The sequence below is a fragment of the Brooklawnia sp. genome, assembly GCF_032229645.1.
GTDB lineage: Bacteria > Actinomycetota > Actinomycetes > Propionibacteriales > Propionibacteriaceae > Brooklawnia.
In genome coordinates this window covers 59,472-77,620 of record NZ_JAVTWX010000046.1, presented here as the reverse complement: position 1 = coordinate 77,620, position 18,149 = coordinate 59,472, and the positions used below count along the sequence as shown (strand labels likewise).

Sequence of the window (18,149 nt, the reverse complement as noted above, 5' to 3'; positions counted from 1 at the left end):
GGTCATCGCCTGGGTGATCTCGTCGGGCAGCGAGACGGTCATGGTGATCGATTCGATCGCCAGGCCGAACTCGTCGTCCACTCGCAAGGCGACGACATCGCGCAACTTGCCTGAAAGCTCGGTCTGGTGCGACTGCAGGTCGATGGCACCCACCCCGGTTCCGAGGACGAGTTCGGACAGCGCCTGACTGATCTCGCGCCGGATCAACTCGGTGATCTCGTCGATGTCGACCGATGAATCGGTGCCGATGACCCTGCGCAGGAAGATCACGGGGTCTTGGACGCGAACCACGCACAGCCCGTTTGCGCGCATCTGGACCATGCCGAAATCGGGATCGCGCAACGTGATCGGAGTCGGGGTACCCCAGCGTAGGTCGGTGACCGGCCGGGTGTTGACGAAATAGACCTCAGAACGGAATGGGCTGTTGAAACCGTACTTCCAGCCCTGCAGGGTGGACATGATCGGCAGGTTCTGGGTGTTGAGGGTGTAGCTGCCGGGGCCGAAGGTGTCTGCCAGTTGGCCTTGGTAGACGAATATCGCGATCTGTCCTTCGCGGACGATCAGCTGTGCGCCTTGTTTGATCTCATTCTGATAGCGAGGGAACCGCCATGCCAGCAGCGTGCGCGAATCCTCGAGCCACTCGATGATGTCGACGAGTTCGCCACGGAGTTTGTCCATCAGGCCCATGGTGAGGCACCTTTCTAGTCGATGGCCGTTGAGGAAGGATCGCATCTGACGACGCGGCCTGCTGAAGCAACAGTCACTATCGAGGATAGAGACTTGCAGGATTACGCGGGCCGGAATAGTGCAGCCGAACACATGGCGATAGCGTTGCAGCCATGGCATCGCGCGTATGGACGGGGTTGATCGTGGCGACGCTGCTGCTGGCGGGCTGCGGCTCTGGCGACGACATCCCAGGGACAGAATCGGTCGGTCCCGCATCGACGGCTGCGTCCACCCAGAGCCTTGAGCCGACTCCTGCGGTCACCGAGCCGACCAGCGGTGAGCCCGCCGCAGGTGAGGGCGCGGGTACACTCACCGCGATCGGGCCGGCGCCTGCCAGCATCGATGCCGACGGCATGAAGCACTCGGGAATCACCGGCACCGGCGAGTTCGCGACGAATACGATCGATATCGCGCCGGCCACGCAGCAGCCCGATGTGCGCAGATACGTGCTGCAGGTCGAGACGGGCACTGGCGTGGACCCCGACGAGACGGCGCGGCAGATTCAGCAGATTCTCGACTCACCGCGTGGCTGGGTTGGCTATCACGGGGTCGCCTTTCACCTGGTGAACGATCCGTCCTCGGCCGATCTGGTGCTCAAACTGGCCTCGCCGCCCACCGTCGACGCGGGTTGCGGCGAGCTCGACACCGTGGGCAACTGGAACTGCCGGGTCGGCTCGCAGGTCTTCATCAACTCGGACCGCTGGTGGTTCGCGACTCCCACCTGGGAGGGCTATCCGCTTGATGACTACCGCGGCTACCTGATCAACCATGAAGTCGGCCACTATCTCGGCTTCGGCCATCTGACCTGCCCGGCCGATGGCGAGCCTTCTCCGGTGATGCAGCAGCAGAGCATCTATCTGAACGGCTGCGTGCCGAATCCGTGGCCCGACGTCACCGGGGAGAAGAACGGCTGACCTTCGGTCCGAGTTCTGGGCGAAGGCCGGCCGAATCCGATACGGACGAGGCTCAGGGCGGAGGGTCCTCAGCCCAGTACTCGCGCGGTGATCGCGTCCCCGACTTCACAGGTCGAGCGCTTCGCGCTGCCCCGCTCGGCTATGTCGGCGCTCACCGCGGCCTCGATACGCGATGCCGCCTCGTGGCTGCCCAGATGGTCGAGCAGCAGCGCCATCGATGAGATCGCGGCGGTCGGATCGGCGATGCCCTGGCCGGCGATGTCGGGCGCCGAGCCGTGCACCGGCTCGAACATCGATGGGAAGGTGCGTGAGCTGTTGATGTTGGCGCTCGGGGCCAGCCCGATGCCGCCGGTGATCGCTGCAGCTTCGTCGGTGAGGATGTCGCCGAAGAGATTGTCGGTGACGATGACGTCGAAGCGGGACGGGTTGGCGACCAGGTGGATCGTGGCGGCATCGACGTGCAGGTAGTCGGTGGTCACCTCCGGGTACTCGGCCGCGACTTCGGCAAAGACCCGCTTCCACAGGCCTCCCGCATTGACCAGCACGTTGTGCTTGTGCACCATCGTCAGGTGGCCCCGCCGACGGGTGGCCAGGTCGAAGGCGAAGCGCACCACTCGCTCGACACCGAGCGCGGTGTTCACGCTGACCTCGGTGGCGACCTCGTTCGCGGTGCCCTGACGAAGCGTGCCGCCGTTGCCCGCGTAGAGTCCTTCGGTACCTTCGCGCACCACAACGAAGTCGATCATGCCCTTGGCCAGGACCTCGTCCGACAACGGACTGGCCACGCCCGGGTAGCTCTTCGATGGACGAAGGTTGACATCCTGATCGAAGGCAAAACGCAACCTGAGCAGCAGTCCGCGTTCGAGCAGGCCGCTGGGGATGGTGGTGCTGCCTGGGGCCGCACCCACTGCGCCGAGGATGATCGCCTGGGCTTGTGAGAGTTCGGCCAGGGTCTCGTCGCTGAGCACCTCTCCGGTGGCGAGCCAATGGTCGGCGCCCAGGTCGTAATGACGAAACTCGAAGGTGTGCTCGCCGACCGCGGCCGTCAGCACCTTGAGCGCCTCGGTCACGACTTCGGGACCGATACCGTCCCCGGGAATCACGGCAATCGTCGGACGCACAGTCTCAGCAGTCATGGCGTGAATGGTATCGGCTGGGTCCGGCGTCGCCTCCGCGATCTCAGCCTTGACCGGCACTCGGCCGGACCACGATGTGCCCCTGCGACCAGGTGGTCGGTCGTCAGGCCCTAAGGTTGAGGCCATGGCGCTGTCATTCGATTTTCCTGACAATCCGAGCTTCCTCGGCGATGACGTGATCGAAGGGGTCTGGGCCGATCCCGGGTTCGGCCAGTACTTCACCGATCACATGGCTGTTGCGAAGTGGAGCCTGGAAGAGGGTTGGCACGGCGGCCGCCTGACCGACTATGCCCAGGTATCGATGGAGCCGGCCAGCGCCGTCTACCACTACGCGCAGGAGATCTTCGAGGGTCTCAAGGCCTACCGCCACTCCGACGGCTCGGTCTGGCTCTTCCGGCCCGAAGCCAACGCGAAGCGTTTTGAGAATTCGGCGCGTCGTCTCGCGCTTCCGGTGCTGCCCGCCGAAGACTTCGTCACCAGCGTTCGCCAGTTGGCGGCGCTCGATGCGCGCTGGGTGCCGGGAGGCGCCGAGCAGAGCCTCTACCTGCGTCCGTTCATGATGGCCGCCGAGAACTTCCTGGGTGTGCGCCCGGCGCAGTCGGTGCTCTATGCGGTGATCGCCAGTCCGGTCGGCTCCTACTTCTCTGGTGGTGTCGCGCCGGTCGACATCTGGCTGTCGACCCAGTACAGTCGCGTGGCCCCGGGCGGCACCGGTTCGGCCAAGTGCGGTGGCAACTACGCCGCGTCCTTGCTGCCTCAGGAACTCGCCTATCAGCAGGGCTGCAGCCAGGTGCTCTTCGTGGACGCCGCCGAGAAGCGTTGGATCGAAGAGTTGGGCGGCATGAACCTGTTCATGATCACCGCGGACGACGAGCTGGTCACTCCCGAACTCAACGGCAACATCCTGCCCGGCGTGACCCGTGACTCGTTGCTGACGGTGGCTCCCGAACTCGGCCTGAAGCCGGTCGAGCGCCAGGTGAGCCTCGAAGAGGTCACCTCCGGCATCACATCCGGCGCGATCCGCGAGCTCTTCGCTTGCGGAACCGCGGCGGTCATCACGCCGATCCGCTCGCTCAAGAGCCCGGACGCGGAGTATGTGATCGATGTTGACAAGGCCACCCACACCATCCCGCTGTGCAACCATCTGCTCGACATCCAGTACGGACGGATCGCCGATACGCACGGCTGGATGCAGCAGGTCGTCTAGCCCGCCGATCGGGGGCGGCGACCTCGGGCGTCCCAACCGGCGAGACTGACTTGGAATGACGGGCCTGGATGGGGACGATGGAGAGCGGCGCGCCGAGGGCGGTGCACCGTTCAACCATCCAACGGGAGGTCCGATGCCCACGACGCCGGTCATGCCGGAGCGCTTTCACCTCTACGACACCACGCTGCGCGATGGTGCTCAGCAAGAGGGAATCCAACTGTCCGTCGAAGACAAGCTCCGGATTGCCAGCATTCTGGACGAGCTCGGAGTCACCTTCATCGAGGGCGGCTGGCCGGGCGCGAATCCGGCCGATACCGAGTTCTTCGCTCGCGCTCAGACCGAACTGAAGCTCGTCAACGCCAAGCTGGTCGCATTCGGAGCCACTCGCAAGGCCGGCGGCACCGCCGCCACCGATCCGCAGGTGGCCGGCCTGGTGGACGCCGGCACCGAATACATCTGCTTGGTCGCCAAGTCGCACGACGAACATGTCACCGAAGCGTTGCGCACCACGCTGGAGGAGAATTTGGCGATGGTGACCGACACCGTCACCTACCTCACGCGGCTGGGCAAGAAGGTGCTCGTCGACTGCGAGCACTTCTTTGATGGCTATCGTGCCAATCGCGGCTACGCCCTTGAGGTGATCCGCACGGCGGCCGAGGCCGGTGCCGAGATCGTGATTCTGTGCGACACCAATGGCGGCATGCTGCCCAGCTGGATGGGCGATGTCGTTTCTGCCGCGGCAGGGGTCGGGGTCGACCTGGGCGTGCATTGCCATAACGATTCCGGATGCGCGGTCGCGAACTCTCTGGCTGCGGTCGAGGCGGGCGTCATGCACGTCCAGGGCACCATCAACGGCTACGGTGAGCGCACCGGAAACATGGATTTGACAACCCTGATCGCCGATCTGCAGCTGAAGTACGGCTGGCCGCTGCTGTCCGATCCCCAGCTGGCCGAGCTCACCCATGTCAGTCACGCGATCGCCGATATCGCCAACCAGCCGCACCTGACCCGCCAGCCCTATGTCGGGCATTCGGCGTTCGCCCACAAGGCCGGCCTGCATGCCAGCGCCATCAAGGTGAGCGAAGACCTCTATCAGCACACGCAGCCCGGTCTGGTCGGTAACGACATGCGGATGCTGATCAGCAACATGTCCGGACGGGCCAGTATCCAGATCAAGGCGGCCCAGCTGGGCCTGGAGATCGAGGACCGCGAGCTCGCCGGACAGGTCACCGATGTCATCAAGCAGCGTGAGGCGGACGGCTACTCCTACGAGACCGCCGACGCGTCCTTCGAACTCTTGGTGCGTTCGATGACCGGCCAGCTCACCGCACCATTCGACCTGATCAGCTGGCGCGTGGTAACCGAGGAGACCGCCGACGATGGCATCGTCCGTGACAGCTCGGAAGCCACGGTCAAGCTGATCGCCAAGGGTGAGCGGCAACTGGTTATCGGTGAGGGCAACGGCGCGGTCAACGCGCTCGGCCAAGGCCTCGTGAAGGCACTGCTGCCCGCCTACCCCGAAATCGCGGGATACGAGCTGGTCGACTATCGCGTCCGCATCCTCGACGAGGTGCGCGGCACGGACGCCACGGTGCGCGTGCTCATCGACACCAGCGATGGCGTGCATGGCTGGACGACGGTTGGGGTTGGCACCAACGTCATCGAGGCATCATGGGAGGCGCTCGCGGAGGCTTATGCCTACGGCTTGATCAGGGGCTTTGGGTCGGCCGAGTAACCCTGGCTAGCCGATCCGGTCGATCACCAGCGGCCGGACGATCGGTGCCTCGATGCCGATCGTGATGGCGCTGCCCAGCGCTTCGCGGGCCGGGCCGAAAGCCTCGGCCGTGTCGGTGTGCAGCCGCAGCAGCGGCGTCCCGGCCGCGACGCGATCGCCGGGACGCACCAGCAGTTCGATGCCTGCGGCAGCCTGCACGGCATCGTTTCGACGGGCCCGTCCGGCACCCAGCCGCCACGAGGCGGTCCCGATGGCCATCGCATCCATCGTGGTCACGATGCCTGCCGTGGCGGCCGTGAATTCGTCGGTGAACCTGGCCGTCGGCAGCGGGGCATCCACCTCACCGCCCTGGGCGCGGATCATCCGCCGCCAGGTATCCATGGCTTGGCCGTTTGCCAGGACATCGGCCGGATCGGCGTTCAGGCCGGCCAGCGAGACCATCTCGTTGGCCAGCGCCACCGTCAGTCCGACGACATCGCCGGGACCACCACCAGCCAGCACCTCGATCGCCTCACGTACCTCGAGGGCGTTGCCCACCGTGCAACCCAGCGGAGTGTTCATATCGGTCAGCAGCGCCACGGTGCGCACGCCGGCGGCGCTGCCCAGCTCGACCATCCTGGTGGCCAGTTGGCGAGCGTCCTCGAGGTTCTTCATGAACGCTCCGCTGCCGGCCTTGACGTCCAGCACCAGTGCGTCGGCGCCCTCGGCGATCTTCTTGCTCATGATCGAACTGGCGATCAACGGAATCGACTCGACAGTACCGGTGACATCACGAAGAGCGTAAAGCCGCTTGTCGGCTGGTGCCAGACCGGATCCGGCGGCGCAGATCACCGCGCCGACGTCGTCGAGCTGGGCCAGCAACTGAGCAGTGCTCAGTTGTGCTCGCCAGCCGGGGATCGACTCGAGTTTGTCGAGGGTGCCGCCGGTATGCCCCAGGCCGCGTCCGGACAGCTGCGGCACAGCGGCGCCGCAGGCGGCCAGCAGCGGGGCCAGCGGCAGCGTGATCTTGTCGCCGACGCCGCCGGTGGAATGCTTGTCGACCGTCGGCCGGGTCAAGCTGCTGAAATCCATCCGGGAGCCGGTGGCGATCATCGCCCGCGTCCAGCAGGCCAGCTCCCGATCGTCCAGGCCACGGAAGAAGATCGCCATCGCCATCGCGGCCATCTGCTCGTCGGCGACCTCGCCATTGGTGAAGGCGGAGATCAGCCACTCGATGGCGGCATCGTCCAGCGGTCGGCCATCGCGCTTGGCCCGGATGAGTTCGACCGCCGTATATGGGCTCATATCGGCCACAGTAGAGGCCCACTAGACTGCGGGCATGCGCATAGCCCGATTCGCCGTTGCCGGCGCCGATCCTCGTTTTGGAATCGTTGAGTTGGAAGCCGACGAAGGCCAGTTTCCGGACACCATCGCGGTGATCGACGGCGATCCGCTCGCCGGTCCGGTCAACTACACCGGCGAACGGATCGCATTGGCGGACGCTCGGCTGCTTGCACCGATTATTCCGCGCAGCAAGGTGCTCGCGGTAGGCAAGAACTACGCCGCGCACGCCGCCGAGTTCGATGGCGAGGTGCCATCCGAACCGCTGATCTTCATGAAGCCGAACACCTCGGTGATCGGTCCGGACGACGCTATCGTGCGTCCGGAGCTCAGCCAGAACGTGCACTACGAGGGTGAGCTGGCCGTGGTGATCGGCCGGTTCTGCCGCAAGGTGCCGGTGGAGCGGGCCGCCGAAGTGATCTTCGGTTATACCATCGCCAACGACGTCACCGCGCGCGATCTGCAGCGCAGCGACGGGCAGTGGACCAGGGCGAAGGGCTTCGACACGTTCTGCCCGCTGGGGCCGTGGATCGTCACCCATCTCAGCCCGGACGAAGCCGCCGACCTGTCACTGGTCACCAGCGTCGACGGCGCGGTCAAGCAGGACGCGAACACCAGCCAGATGGTCTTCTCGATCCCCGAGCTGATCGCCTACGTCTCGGCGTTCGCGACGCTTCTTCCCGGTGACGTGCTGCTCACCGGAACCCCTGCCGGAGTCGGTCCGTTGGTCGCCGGCCAGTCGGTGAGCGTGGAGATCGACGGCATCGGCACGCTCACGAATCCGGTCATGGACGACCGGGATGATTCCGAGGCCGCTGAGAGCGGGACGACCCGGTGAAGGCAGCGCTATGGGGTGGCGATACCTCTGAACTAACCGATCCGGCGCCGGGGCTCAGCTATCCGGGAGTGCTGCGGATCGAGCCGATCTCAGACGGTGCCATCAAAGGCCTGGGCGGGCTGCTGGTCGCTCTCGCCGGTTACACGATCTTGCTGCCCGTGGTGGCGTGGCTGCTGCTCGGGGCAACCTGGCTGCTGCGCGGCATGCCCGGCAGTTTCGCCGATTTCCGCACCGCAGCGCTGCAGTTCGAGGTGATCGACGGCATGATCGCGACGCATCTGGCGATCGCCTCGCTGATCGTGCTGTGCATGTACGTGGTGCGCTACGTACATCGGCGGCATCCACGCTGGCTTTGTTCGGTGCAGCCAGGCTTCCGGTGGCGGTACGCCATCGTCTGTGCCCTTGTGGCGACGGTGGGGCTCAACGTCGTCTACTGGATCTCCAAGGCATCCGATCCGCCCACCTGGCAGTCAAGCGAGCATCTCGGTTGGTGGTTGCTGGTGATCGTGGTCACCTCACCGCTGCAGGCAGCGGGGGAGGAGTTCTTGTTCCGGGGATATCTGCTGCAGGTCTGCGGCATGATCAGCCGCGGCCCGTGGCTGGCGGTGGCGATCTCGGCCCTCATCTTTGCGGCGATGCATGGCGCCCAGGATCTGCCGCTCTTCGTCGACCGGCTGGGCTTCGGGTTGCTGGCAGGTGCCTTGGTGGTGCTCACCGGTGGCCTGGAGGCTGCTATCGCGGCGCATGCGATCAACAACGTCTTCGCCTTCGGATATGCCGCCGTAGGCGGGGGAGTTGCGCAGGTGCGGGCTCTTCAGGTGTCGACCTGGCAGACCACCGGCTGGAATCTGCTCGCCTACGGTCTGGTCGCCGTGCTGGCCTGGCTGGTCGGCCGGCGGATGCGGGTAGCGGTGGTCACGCCGGGACCTGCGAAGGGCTGATGCCACCCGATTTGCGTAGCGGAATGACGGTCGTGTAAGTTTAGCTGTCGTTGCGCCGCAAGGAGCAGCGCTGGGGTATGGGGTAATTGGCAGCCCGCCGGATTCTGGTTCCGTCAGTCCAGGTTCGAGTCCTGGTACCCCAACCAGTAAGCTAGCCCGCTAGACTGCTGGACGCCGGACCAAGCCAAAGGTCCGGCAAACACAACTGAAGATGACCTGGCCCCGTAGTGTAGTGGCCTAGCACGCGGCCCTCTCAAGGCTGTAACGGCGGTTCGAATCCGCTCGGGGCTACCAGAACGGTGGAACGATGTTCCGCCCAAATGACCAGGTGACGAACGCCGCAGCGACTAGCTGTGGCGTTTCTTCATCTCCGGACTTCCCGCGGTCGTCGCGGTGGCCCGAGCGATCTCGCAACAGTCCGATCTCACGCCTTGCGTCCCGTGCGCGTCTACCGTGTAATGAGGATCAAAGAGCCGTTCGAAACAACCGTCAAGCAGCAGGGGCCGCCGTGCTGCGCGTTTGCCGCACGGTTCTCGGGGACCGAAATCCAGGAGGAGACCAATGAGTGATACCGAGATCTTTCCGGTCACTGAGACCGAGCTCGCTGCCCTGCACGCGCGCTTGGAGGCCTCCGCATACGATGCTGGCCTGTGCGATATCGGCTATCGGGTGATCGATAGCCCGATCGGGCCGCTGCTGCTGGCTGCCACACCGGTCGGGCTGGTGCGGGTGGCCTTCGAACGGGAGGACTTCGACGCCGTGCTGAACTCGCTGGCGTCGAAGCTCAGCCCCCGAATCCTCGAATCTCCCAGCCGCCTGGATAGCGCAGCGTCCGAGTTGGACGAATACTTCGCCGGCCGGCGCCGGGTGTTCGATCTAGAGCTGGACTACGCCCTATCGTCCGGATTTCGGCAGCAGGTGCAGCGCTACCTGCCGCAGATCGGCTTTGGACAGACTCGATCGTACAAAGAGGTTGCCCAGATGGTGGGGAACCCGCAGGCGGTGCGCGCGGTCGGAGCGGCCTGCGCCGCCAATCCGCTGCCGCTGGTCGTGCCGTGCCATCGGGTGCTGCGTACCGATGGCAGTCTGGGTGGCTATCTGGGGGGACTGGATGCCAAGCGTGCCCTGCTCGAACTCGAGGGCAACGCGGCCTGAGATTGCCGGGTCACCGACCACGGCGCCCTGACGACCCGAGGAGCGTTCAGCGCGAGTCAGCGCTGCAGATCGACCTGGGTCTCAAGCCAGTGGACGATCGCGGTGGCAGCGGCGCCGCGTGCCCAGCGTTCGAAGCTGCCCGAGCGCCGGTGGACGTTGAGAGCGGGGAGTCTGGGGTTGTGGAAGCGGGTCAGCTGCTCGTCGAATCCGGACGCCCAGGGTGTTTCCAGCAGGGGCACGGCCTCGCCGTCGAGCACTGCGTCGACCACCATCGCCGCACTGCAGACTGTTTGCACATAGGTGGCGAGATTCTGGCTGAACTCGGCGATGGCATTGCAGCACGAAAGGTCGCCCGCCCGAGCCAACGCGACAAGGTCGTCCAGATCATGAGGACGCGAATCACCCACGGTGATGGATCGGCCGGCGCCTGCTCGGGACAGCACCGCCCCGGTGGTCAGCGCCCCATTCGCGCAACCCAGGTGTCCGTATTGGCAGACCCCGTGCGCTCCGGCAAGTGGAATGTGGCTGGTCGTGCCGTGGCCTCGAAAGACTGGATCCACTGCGCGTCCGTGATGCACCAGACCGTGCCCGATACCCGAACCAACCGAGGTCACCATGAAGCTGGGATGGGTACGGCCCAGCCCGAACCACTGCTCGAGCATCGTCAGAGCCACCAGATCGTTGTGCAGCAGCACAGGCAGATCCCGCACCGGTCCGACCATTGACAGCAGATCGACATCGTCCCAGCCGAAAAAGCGGCTGTGCTCAACCACGCCACCCGAGACCTGCCCGCCCAGCGAGATCCCGATGCCGCGCAGGTGTTGCCAGCCCGACTGCTGCTGTTCGACGAGGGTCGCGATGGTCTCGCGGATCTGTTCGGCGACGCTGTGTGGATCGGTGCTGCGCAACTTGGTGGCCTGACCGGCGAGTCCTTGACTGCGCGCATCGGTCAGCGCGGCATGCACGGTCGTCGAGGTGAGATTGATACCGACGAAATGATGCTCGGCGGGTGGAATCTCGAGTAGTTGGGTCGGGCGACCCACTCCCGTCTGGGGAACCCCGATGCCACCATCGTCGATCAGTCCGCCGTTGATGAGTGGACGCACCAAACGGGTGAGAGTGGCGCCGGATAAGCCGAGCTCGCGCGCCAGATCGGCGCGCGAGACCGGTCCCTCGATCAGAACATGAGCGGCGACCGCCAGCGCGGAGTCATCGTAGAAGCGGAGCACCAAACCTCCTCATGAGCACGGGCCAGAGATGCTGGCCACACCCGGGACAGGTCTCCTGCTGACACTCTAACCGGTCGTCTCGGCTTGCGGCCGATCATGCGCCGCCGCTCCGGCGTCCAGCCACTTCGACAGCTTGATCTGCGGCCCAAGAACGTGGCTGCTAGCTGCCGACCGAAAGCCGGGAATTGTCTTTGCCGGGCTTGCGGAGCGGCCCGTGCGCGTTGTATCTTTCTTGACATAAGAAACTATGGCAACGGCGCCTAGCTACCGCTGCCGATCGATGATGAGGACGGCCCCGCATGACCGATATGCCAGCGCTCCTGCACCTTCGCAGAGGCGGCACCTCAGTGGCTCTCACCGTTCCGGAAGTAGGCCTGCCAGCGGTCATTTATTGGGGGCCGGACCTTGGGCCGATCGGACCCGACCAGGTGGCCGACTTCGCCGCCTCGCAGGTACCGTTCACCGCGGGGTCCGTATTGGACGCACCAGCGTCACTATCTTTGGTTCCGCAACAAAGTGAGGGCTGGGACGGTACCCCAGGGCTCGTCGGTGCCCGGAACGGCAGCATGCTCTTCCCGCAGTTCGTCGTCCGATCGGTCGCCACTGGGGACGAAAGCGCCGACGGTTCGGCCGGCCAGGCCGACTGTCGTGCCTACGACGCAGAATCGGGCGTCGAGTTGACTCTCCACCTTGAGCTGGCCGATTCCGGACTGCTGCGGCTGCGCGGCACGCTGACCAACACCGGTGTCGACGGTTACGCGCTCGATTCGCTGCTATTAGCGCTGCCGACCCCTGCGATGGAGTCCCGGATTATCGATCAGACCGGTCACCATCTGCGAGAGCGGGATATCCAGACCCACGAGTTCACCATCGGCACCCACCTGCGGACGCTGCGGGTGGCTCGTGGGCATGCGCTGTCGAGTATCCACGGGACCTGTCAGCCGTCCACCGGGTGGCGCACGGGTCTGACTCACTACGTGCATGTCGCATGGTCGGGCAACGTTCAGACCCTCGCCGAGCGCAACACTCTCGGTTTTCAGACCCTGATGGGCGGCGAGCTGCTCATGCCGGGCGAGATCGTCCTCGATGCGGGGCAGTCTTACGAGACTCCCTGGCTTGTGGCGACCTGGGGAAACGGTCTCGACCAGGCCGCCGGACGCATCCACGATTGGCTGCGCGCCCGCCCATCCCACCCGACCACCCCACGCCCGGTGACACTGAACGCATGGGAGGCCGTCTATTTCGATCATTCGCTGCCGCGACTGCTCACACTGGTGGATCAGGCGGCACAGATCGGCGTCGAGCGGTTCGTCCTGGACGACGGCTGGTTCGGCTCGCGCCGGGACGATCGCTCCGGGCTCGGCGACTGGGTCGTCTCCGACGAGGTCTGGCCGAATGGACTGGCGCCGCTGGCCGACGCAGTGCATGAGAAAGGCATGCAGTTCGGCCTGTGGTTCGAGCCCGAAATGATCAACCTCGACTCCGACGCAGCCCGGGCCCATCCCGATTGGATTCTGCGTCCGCGCAGCCATCTGCCGATCGAGGCCCGCCATCAGCAGGTCATCGATCTGACCAATCCCGGCGCCTACGAGCACGTGCTCGGCCAGATGCAGCGGGTGCTCGCCGACACGAGCATCGACTACATCAAGTGGGACTTCAATCGAGATCTCTATGAGGCGATCTCGCCCAGGTCGCGCCGGCCCGTCTACCACGACCAGGTGCGGGCGACCTATGCGCTGATGGACGCCTTGCTGGCCTTCCACCCGGGACTTGAGATCGAGTCCTGCGCCGGTGGGGGAGGACGCATCGATCTGGGGATGATGAGCCGCGCCGTGCGTGTCTGGGGGTCGGACTGCATCGACCCGATTGAACGCCAGCTGATCGACCCGGGCACTGCTCTGCTGCTGCCGCCCGAGATGGTGGGCAGTCATATCGGCGCAACGGTCTCGCACACCACTGGCCGAACCACGAGTCTGAGCCTGCGTGCGTCCACCGCGATGTTCTCGCACATGGGCATCGAATGGGACATCACGACCGCCGGTCCCGATGAACGAGCCGAATTGAAGGCGTGGGTCGAACTGCATAAGCAGCTGCGGCCCCTGCTGCATGGCGGACGGGTGGTGCACGCCGATCACCCCGATCGCGGCTACCGGGTGCATGGGGTCGTGGCCGCCGACCAGAACCGGGCGATCTTTGCGATCACCCGTACGACCACATCGGCACAGCGGCCCACCCCGCCGCTGTGCTTGCCGGGCCTCGATCCACAGGCCACCTATCGGGTGGCCGAACTGTTACCCGAGGGAGTCGAATCGTCGGTTCGTTGCCGCGACGACTTCCAGGTGCCGTGGTGGGGACGGGATTTGACCCTGCCCGGAACCGTCCTTGGACAAGCCGGTATTCGATTCCCCGACCTGGATCCGGAGCGAACCATTCTGCTGGACCTCACCGCTATGTAATCCCACCTTTCACCTAAGGAAAATCATGACAACTGCGGCCCCACCGGCCGTGGCGAAGAAGCCACGGTCGCGTACTAACAAGAGGGACGATCAGACTCGATTGGCGGCAGCTTTTCTGTTGCCGGCGTCGATTGGTTTCTTCTTCTTTTATCTGATGCCCGCGTTGCGCGGCCTCTACTATTCATTCACCGACTATTCCGTCCTCACTCCGCCCGAGTGGACGGGTGTGGACAACTATGTGCGGTTGGTCCAGGATCCGCTGTTCTGGAACGCGCTTGGAGTGACTCTCTATTATGTGCTGCTGAACATCGGGTTCCAGACCATCATCGCTGTCGGACTGGCGGTATTGATGCAGCGCTTGACCAATTCGACCTTCCTGCGCGGTGTGGCGTTGCTGCCATACTTCGTGGCGAATGTTGTCGTCGCACTGGTCTGGTATTTCATGATGGACTATCAGGTCGGCATCGTAAACGTCTTCTTCGAGGCAATCGGCATCGACAAGATCGCATTCTTCGGTGAATCCGCTTGGGCCATTCCCACGGTCGCATTCATCAATGTCTGGCGCCACATGGGATACACCGCACTGTTGGTATTCGCAGGCCTGCAGACGATCAATGCGTCAGTCTATGAAGCTGCGGATATCGATGGTGCCGGCGAAGGGCGCAAGTTCTTCAACATTACGTTGCCGCTGCTGCGTCCGGTGCTGGCGATGGTACTGGTGGTGACGGTCACCGGCTCGTTCCAGATCTTCGACACGATCTCGGTCACCACTCAGGGCGGCCCGATCAACGCCACCCGGGTTATGAACTACTACATCTGGGACCTGGCCTTCGGGCAACTGGACTTCGGCTACGCGTCCGCGTTGGCCGTTGTGCTCTTCCTCATCCTGCTCGGAGTCTCGCTGATCCAGTTGAGACTGACCCGTGCGGACGAGTCGGACGAGCTGTGAGGAAGGAGCAATCATGACCACCGATACCCACAATCCCACCACCCGGACTCAGCCGGCCGAGATCAAGCACTCCGGACGCAAGCACGGGCCCGGTTTCTACGTCGCATGGGCCGTCTTCATCCTGATCCTGCTGGTCACGGTCTTCCCGTTCTATTGGATGCTACGGACTTCATTCACCTCGAACGGGGCACTGTTCGCGGAGCCCGGCGCGCTTTGGCCGAGTGAGCCGACCCTGGACGGATATCGTCGCGTCTTCGGGCTCACAACCCCTGAGGAATCCATCGCCCAAGGCGGTGCGGGCGCGTCCATCAACTTCTGGCTGTACCTGCGCAATTCGTTCATCGTGGCATTCTTCGTAACCATCGGCCAGGTGCTCTTCTCGGCGATGGCCGCCTACGCGTTCTCACGGCTCACCTGGCGACGCCGCAATCTGGTCTTCACCATCTTCTTGTCGGCACTGATGGTGCCAGGAATCTTCACGGCCATCCCGAACTTCGTGCTGATCAAGGACCTCGGTCTGCTGAACACGTTCCCAGGGCTGATTCTGCCGACCTTCTTCATGACACCGTTCGCGATCTTCTTCTTGCGCCAGTTCTTCCTCGGGATCCCGAAGGAGATCGACGAGGCGGCGCTGATCGATGGTGCCGGCCCGTTCCGAGTCTTCTTCAGGGTGATCGTCCCGATGTCATCGGCTCCGCTCACCACGCTCGCAGTACTCACCTTCATCACGTCGTGGAATGAGTACTTCTGGCCGCTGTTGGTCGGCCAGGCCGACGATGTGCGCGTGCTGACCGTCGCCCTCGGCATCTTCCGCTCGCAGACGCCGCAGGGCTCACCCGACTGGTCGGCCTTGATGGCGGCCACGCTTGTCGCGGCGCTGCCGATCATGGTGCTGTTCGGCGTGCTCGGCAAGCGGATCGTCAACTCCATCGGCTTTACCGGAATCAAGTGAGGTCAGTGATGAAACCAATCAGAGTTCGCCTGGCGGCAGTCCTGCTCTCCGCCGCATTGGCGACGACCGGGCTCACCGCGTGCGGCAGCGACTCGTCTGCGGATGGCGTGACGTTACGCTACTGGATGTGGGACTCGGCGCAGATGCCCGGATACCGTCAGTGCGCTACCGATTTCGAGGCGCAGAACCCTGGCGTCCATATTCAACTGGATCAGTACGGCTGGGCCGACTATTGGACGCAGCTGACCGCCTCCATGGTCGCCGAGAACGCGCCGGATGTCTTCGTCAATCACACCTCGCGATTCGGCACATATGCCTCGCTCGGCCAGTTGCTCGATATGGATCCGTACGCCGAATCCGACGGCTATGACCTAACGCAGTTCGAAGACGGGCTGGCCGGTCAATGGGTATCTCAAGGTGGCGAACAACGCTATGGACTGCCGAAAGACTGGGATACCGAGGCGCTGTTCTACAACACCGAGATGCTCGCCGAGGCCGGCTACACGGCCGACGATGTCTGGAGTCTTGAATGGAATCCGGACGACGGCGGGACATATGAGAAGTTCCTCGCTCATATGACAATCGACAAGAACGGCGTGCGCGGCGACGAGCCTGGTTTCGACAAGACCCGGATCGCGGTCTACGGCACCGGCTACAACGAAGCCGGGTCCGGCTACGGGCAGGTGCAGTGGTCGCCTTATGCATTGTCGAATGGCGAGTGGCGGTGGACCGACACCAACCCGTGGGGCACGGTATTCAACTACGACGATCCGAATTTCCAGACGTCCATAGGCTGGTGGCGCTCGCTGATCGACAAGGGCTATATGCCCAGCCTGGCGATCGCTTCGTCTGGCGTCGGCTCGCTCGAGTCCTTGAAATCGGGCGCTTATGCGACCTTGATCGAGGGATCGTGGAATATGGCAGGGGTGGCGACGACGACCGGGGTCGGTCAGTTCAACGTGATCCCGACACCGATCGGACCCGATGGAAACCGTGCGTCGGTGCAGAACGGCCTGGCCGACTCCATCTGGATCGGCACCGAGCATCCCGATGAGGCTTGGGCCTGGGTCTCCTATATGGGCACGTCTGCATGCCAGAACATCATCGCCGATCAGGCAGTGGTCTTCCCGGCGATCGCCTCGTCCAGTGACCGAGCGGCCGAGGCCTTCAAGAAGTTGGGATACAACGCGGACGCTTTCAGCGTGCACATCACAGACGGAACCGCAGTGACCTCGCCGGTGGTCGACCGATGGGCGCAGGTTGACTCGATCATGGATCCGGCGATGTCCGCGGTGCTTGCCTTCCAGGCCGACCCGGCTTCGCTGACCGATGCCAACAGCCGCGTCAACGAAATGATGGCCCGGGATCGAGATGACTAGGTCGAGATGACTAGGTCGAGATGCCTAATTGAATAGTGCGGCCGGATGAGATGAGCAGGGGTCATTTGTCATGGCATGTGCATTGTGTGCATGACAACTGATGGCAATGGCCCCTGCCACGGGCGCACTCGTGCCCTACGATTGGGCCAACCGCATACGTTCAAGGAGGAATTGATGACGACTGTCGGATTCATCGGCTTGGGAACCATGGGTCATCCCATCGCTCGTCACATGCTGGGTGGTCTGCCCGCTGGCGACACCCTGGTGCTGAATGACATCAGCTCCGACCGCATCAAGGATCTGCTGGATGGCGGCGCTGTTTGGGCCGAGACCGCGAAGGAACTGGCGAGCAAGGCCAGTGTCGTCTTCTTCATGGTGCCCGATGTGCCTCAGGTGCAGGCGGTGCTGGAAGGCGAGAACGGCCTGCTGGCCGGTGTCGACCAGGAACTACTGTTGGTCGTCTGCTCGACCGTCTCCCCGGACGCGGTGCGTCGACTGGACGAGGAGGTCTCCGCCTCGACCAACGGGCTGGTGCGGGTCATCGATGCCCCGGTTTCGGGAGGTCAGGTCGGAGCCGAGGCAGGCAAGCTGTCGATCATGGTCGGCGGCTCCGATGAACTGGTCGCCAAGGCGATGCCTTACCTGAAGCTCGCAGGCAGCCCGGTGCATCTTGGTCCAACCGGTGCCGGTGAGGTGGCGAAGGCCTGCAACCAGCTGGTCTGCGCCGCGAACATCGTCGCCAACGCCGAGGCTGCCGTGGTGGCCGAGCGAGCCGGCCTGGATGTGCAGAAGCTCTTCGATCTGATGCGGGGCGGCTATGCCGGCAGCAAGATCATGGATGACAAGGCGCCACGATTCATCGCCAAGGACTACTCGGTTTCGGGTGCAGCGGTCTTCTGGATCAAGGATCTCAAGGCCTACCTCGACGAGGCCGGTCGTACGGGTACTGCGACCGTTCAGGGCGATCGGTTGCTCGATGCCTTCCAGGGCGTCGTCGACGCGGGCTGGGGTTGGGACGACACCGCCATCGTCCAGAAGTACATCGAGGAGCAGGATCAGCAGGCCTGACCGGTCTCCGTCCCGGATTGTGTAGCCCCACAGCCCGGGACGGGACCGGGACCTACACAATCCTGAGGCCGAGGGCGCTGCCAGCTTCTCGTCCCCGGAGTGTGTAGTCCCACAGCCCGGGACGGGCGCCAGACCTACACGATG

15 protein-coding genes and 2 tRNA genes are annotated in these 18,149 nt (G+C 64.2%); 13 read left to right on the top strand and 4 right to left on the bottom strand.

The genetic code is table 11. The features are described 5' to 3' along the window. The coding region (locus AAFP05_RS03330; protein WP_341728435.1) for an SPFH domain-containing protein at positions 1-678 on the bottom strand (678 nt) is incomplete at its 3' end. 161 nt (positions 679-839) lie between these two features. Between AAFP05_RS03330 and AAFP05_RS03325 the strand changes: the two genes are divergently transcribed. Next, on the top strand, positions 840-1,640 hold the full coding sequence (locus AAFP05_RS03325) for a DUF3152 domain-containing protein (RefSeq protein ID WP_341728434.1): 801 nt from the start codon (positions 840-842) through the stop codon (positions 1,638-1,640). Positions 1,641-1,708: 68 nt separating this feature from the next. Here AAFP05_RS03325 and AAFP05_RS03320 read toward each other — a convergent pair whose 3' ends face one another. Continuing rightward, positions 1,709-2,776, bottom strand: a complete 1,068-nt coding sequence (locus tag AAFP05_RS03320) for a 3-isopropylmalate dehydrogenase (protein WP_341728433.1) — start codon at positions 2,774-2,776, stop codon at positions 1,709-1,711. A 124-nt stretch (positions 2,777-2,900) separates the two neighbouring features. Here AAFP05_RS03320 and AAFP05_RS03315 point away from each other — a divergent pair, with 124 nt between their 5' ends. Both AAFP05_RS03315 and cimA read left to right on the top strand, forming a co-directional pair. Beyond that, the gene (locus AAFP05_RS03315) at positions 2,901-3,983 is read left to right on the top strand and encodes a branched-chain amino acid aminotransferase (RefSeq protein WP_341728432.1); all 1,083 of its coding nucleotides are present in this window, start codon (positions 2,901-2,903) and stop codon (positions 3,981-3,983) included. Positions 3,984-4,116: 133 nt separating this feature from the next. Next, entirely contained in the window at positions 4,117-5,718 is a 1,602-nt protein-coding gene (cimA, locus tag AAFP05_RS03310; protein WP_341728439.1) for a citramalate synthase, read from the top strand. Positions 5,719-5,724: 6 nt separating this feature from the next. Here the strand turns inward: cimA and AAFP05_RS03305 are convergent, their stop codons facing one another. After that, positions 5,725-7,002, bottom strand: coding sequence for a thymidine phosphorylase (locus AAFP05_RS03305; protein ID WP_341728431.1), 1,278 nt, complete (start codon positions 7,000-7,002; stop codon positions 5,725-5,727). 34 nt (positions 7,003-7,036) lie between these two features. Between AAFP05_RS03305 and AAFP05_RS03300 the strand changes: the two genes are divergently transcribed. From AAFP05_RS03300 to AAFP05_RS03280, 5 genes are all read left to right on the top strand, one after another. Beyond that, positions 7,037-7,876, top strand: coding sequence for a fumarylacetoacetate hydrolase family protein (locus tag AAFP05_RS03300; RefSeq protein WP_341728430.1), 840 nt, complete (start codon positions 7,037-7,039; stop codon positions 7,874-7,876). Continuing rightward, positions 7,873-8,817 (top strand): CPBP family intramembrane glutamic endopeptidase, encoded by a 945-nt coding sequence (locus AAFP05_RS03295; RefSeq protein WP_341728429.1) that lies wholly within the window; start codon positions 7,873-7,875, stop codon positions 8,815-8,817. Before AAFP05_RS03300 ends, AAFP05_RS03295 begins: the two co-directional genes overlap by 4 nt. A gap of 71 nt (positions 8,818-8,888) precedes the next feature. Next, positions 8,889-8,963: transfer RNA gene (locus AAFP05_RS03290), tRNA-Gln, on the top strand. Positions 8,964-9,035: 72 nt separating this feature from the next. After that, positions 9,036-9,111 (top strand) — tRNA-Glu (locus AAFP05_RS03285). A gap of 267 nt (positions 9,112-9,378) precedes the next feature. Then, positions 9,379-9,972 (top strand): methylated-DNA--[protein]-cysteine S-methyltransferase, encoded by a 594-nt coding sequence (locus AAFP05_RS03280; protein ID WP_341728428.1) that lies wholly within the window; start codon positions 9,379-9,381, stop codon positions 9,970-9,972. A gap of 56 nt (positions 9,973-10,028) precedes the next feature. Here the strand turns inward: AAFP05_RS03280 and AAFP05_RS03275 are convergent, their stop codons facing one another. Further along, the gene (locus AAFP05_RS03275) at positions 10,029-11,201 is read right to left on the bottom strand and encodes an ROK family protein (protein WP_341728427.1); all 1,173 of its coding nucleotides are present in this window, start codon (positions 11,199-11,201) and stop codon (positions 10,029-10,031) included. 299 nt (positions 11,202-11,500) lie between these two features. On the opposite strand from AAFP05_RS03275, the gene AAFP05_RS03270 reads away from it, so the two are divergent. The 5 genes from AAFP05_RS03270 (at position 11,501) to AAFP05_RS03250 (ending at position 18,005) form a co-directional block, all read left to right on the top strand. Continuing rightward, complete coding sequence (locus tag AAFP05_RS03270) at positions 11,501-13,657, top strand: alpha-galactosidase (RefSeq protein WP_341728426.1); 2,157 nt, start codon at positions 11,501-11,503, stop codon at positions 13,655-13,657. A gap of 25 nt (positions 13,658-13,682) precedes the next feature. Next, positions 13,683-14,606, top strand: a complete 924-nt coding sequence (locus AAFP05_RS03265; protein ID WP_341728425.1) for a sugar ABC transporter permease — start codon at positions 13,683-13,685, stop codon at positions 14,604-14,606. A 13-nt stretch (positions 14,607-14,619) separates the two neighbouring features. Further along, a complete protein-coding gene (locus AAFP05_RS03260) occupies positions 14,620-15,558 on the top strand; it encodes a carbohydrate ABC transporter permease (RefSeq protein WP_341728424.1) in 939 nt (312 codons plus the stop codon). A gap of 8 nt (positions 15,559-15,566) precedes the next feature. After that, a complete protein-coding gene (locus AAFP05_RS03255) occupies positions 15,567-16,937 on the top strand; it encodes a sugar ABC transporter substrate-binding protein (RefSeq protein ID WP_341728423.1) in 1,371 nt (456 codons plus the stop codon). Positions 16,938-17,111: 174 nt separating this feature from the next. Further along, positions 17,112-18,005, top strand: a complete 894-nt coding sequence (locus tag AAFP05_RS03250; RefSeq protein ID WP_341728422.1) for an NAD(P)-dependent oxidoreductase — start codon at positions 17,112-17,114, stop codon at positions 18,003-18,005. The last annotated feature ends 144 nt before the right edge of the window (positions 18,006-18,149 follow it).

Excerpts from the sequence above, each read along its gene's own strand:
- AAFP05_RS03320 (WP_341728433.1), bottom strand. The coding sequence starts at position 2,776 with ATGACTGCTGAGACTGTGCGTCCGACGATTGCCGTGATTCCCGGGGAC.
- AAFP05_RS03315 (WP_341728432.1), top strand. The coding sequence starts at position 2,901 with ATGGCGCTGTCATTCGATTTTCCTGACAATCCGAGCTTCCTCGGCGAT.
- AAFP05_RS03255 (WP_341728423.1), top strand. The coding sequence starts at position 15,567 with ATGAAACCAATCAGAGTTCGCCTGGCGGCAGTCCTGCTCTCCGCCGCA.
- AAFP05_RS03325 (WP_341728434.1), top strand. The coding sequence starts at position 840 with ATGGCATCGCGCGTATGGACGGGGTTGATCGTGGCGACGCTGCTGCTG.
- AAFP05_RS03250 (WP_341728422.1), top strand. The coding sequence starts at position 17,112 with ATGACGACTGTCGGATTCATCGGCTTGGGAACCATGGGTCATCCCATC.
- AAFP05_RS03300 (WP_341728430.1), top strand. The coding sequence starts at position 7,037 with ATGCGCATAGCCCGATTCGCCGTTGCCGGCGCCGATCCTCGTTTTGGA.
- cimA (WP_341728439.1), top strand. The coding sequence starts at position 4,117 with ATGCCCACGACGCCGGTCATGCCGGAGCGCTTTCACCTCTACGACACC.
- AAFP05_RS03260 (WP_341728424.1), top strand. The coding sequence starts at position 14,620 with ATGACCACCGATACCCACAATCCCACCACCCGGACTCAGCCGGCCGAG.
- AAFP05_RS03270 (WP_341728426.1), top strand. The coding sequence starts at position 11,501 with ATGACCGATATGCCAGCGCTCCTGCACCTTCGCAGAGGCGGCACCTCA.
- AAFP05_RS03265 (WP_341728425.1), top strand. The coding sequence starts at position 13,683 with ATGACAACTGCGGCCCCACCGGCCGTGGCGAAGAAGCCACGGTCGCGT.
- AAFP05_RS03280 (WP_341728428.1), top strand. The coding sequence starts at position 9,379 with ATGAGTGATACCGAGATCTTTCCGGTCACTGAGACCGAGCTCGCTGCC.
- AAFP05_RS03305 (WP_341728431.1), bottom strand. The coding sequence starts at position 7,002 with ATGAGCCCATATACGGCGGTCGAACTCATCCGGGCCAAGCGCGATGGC.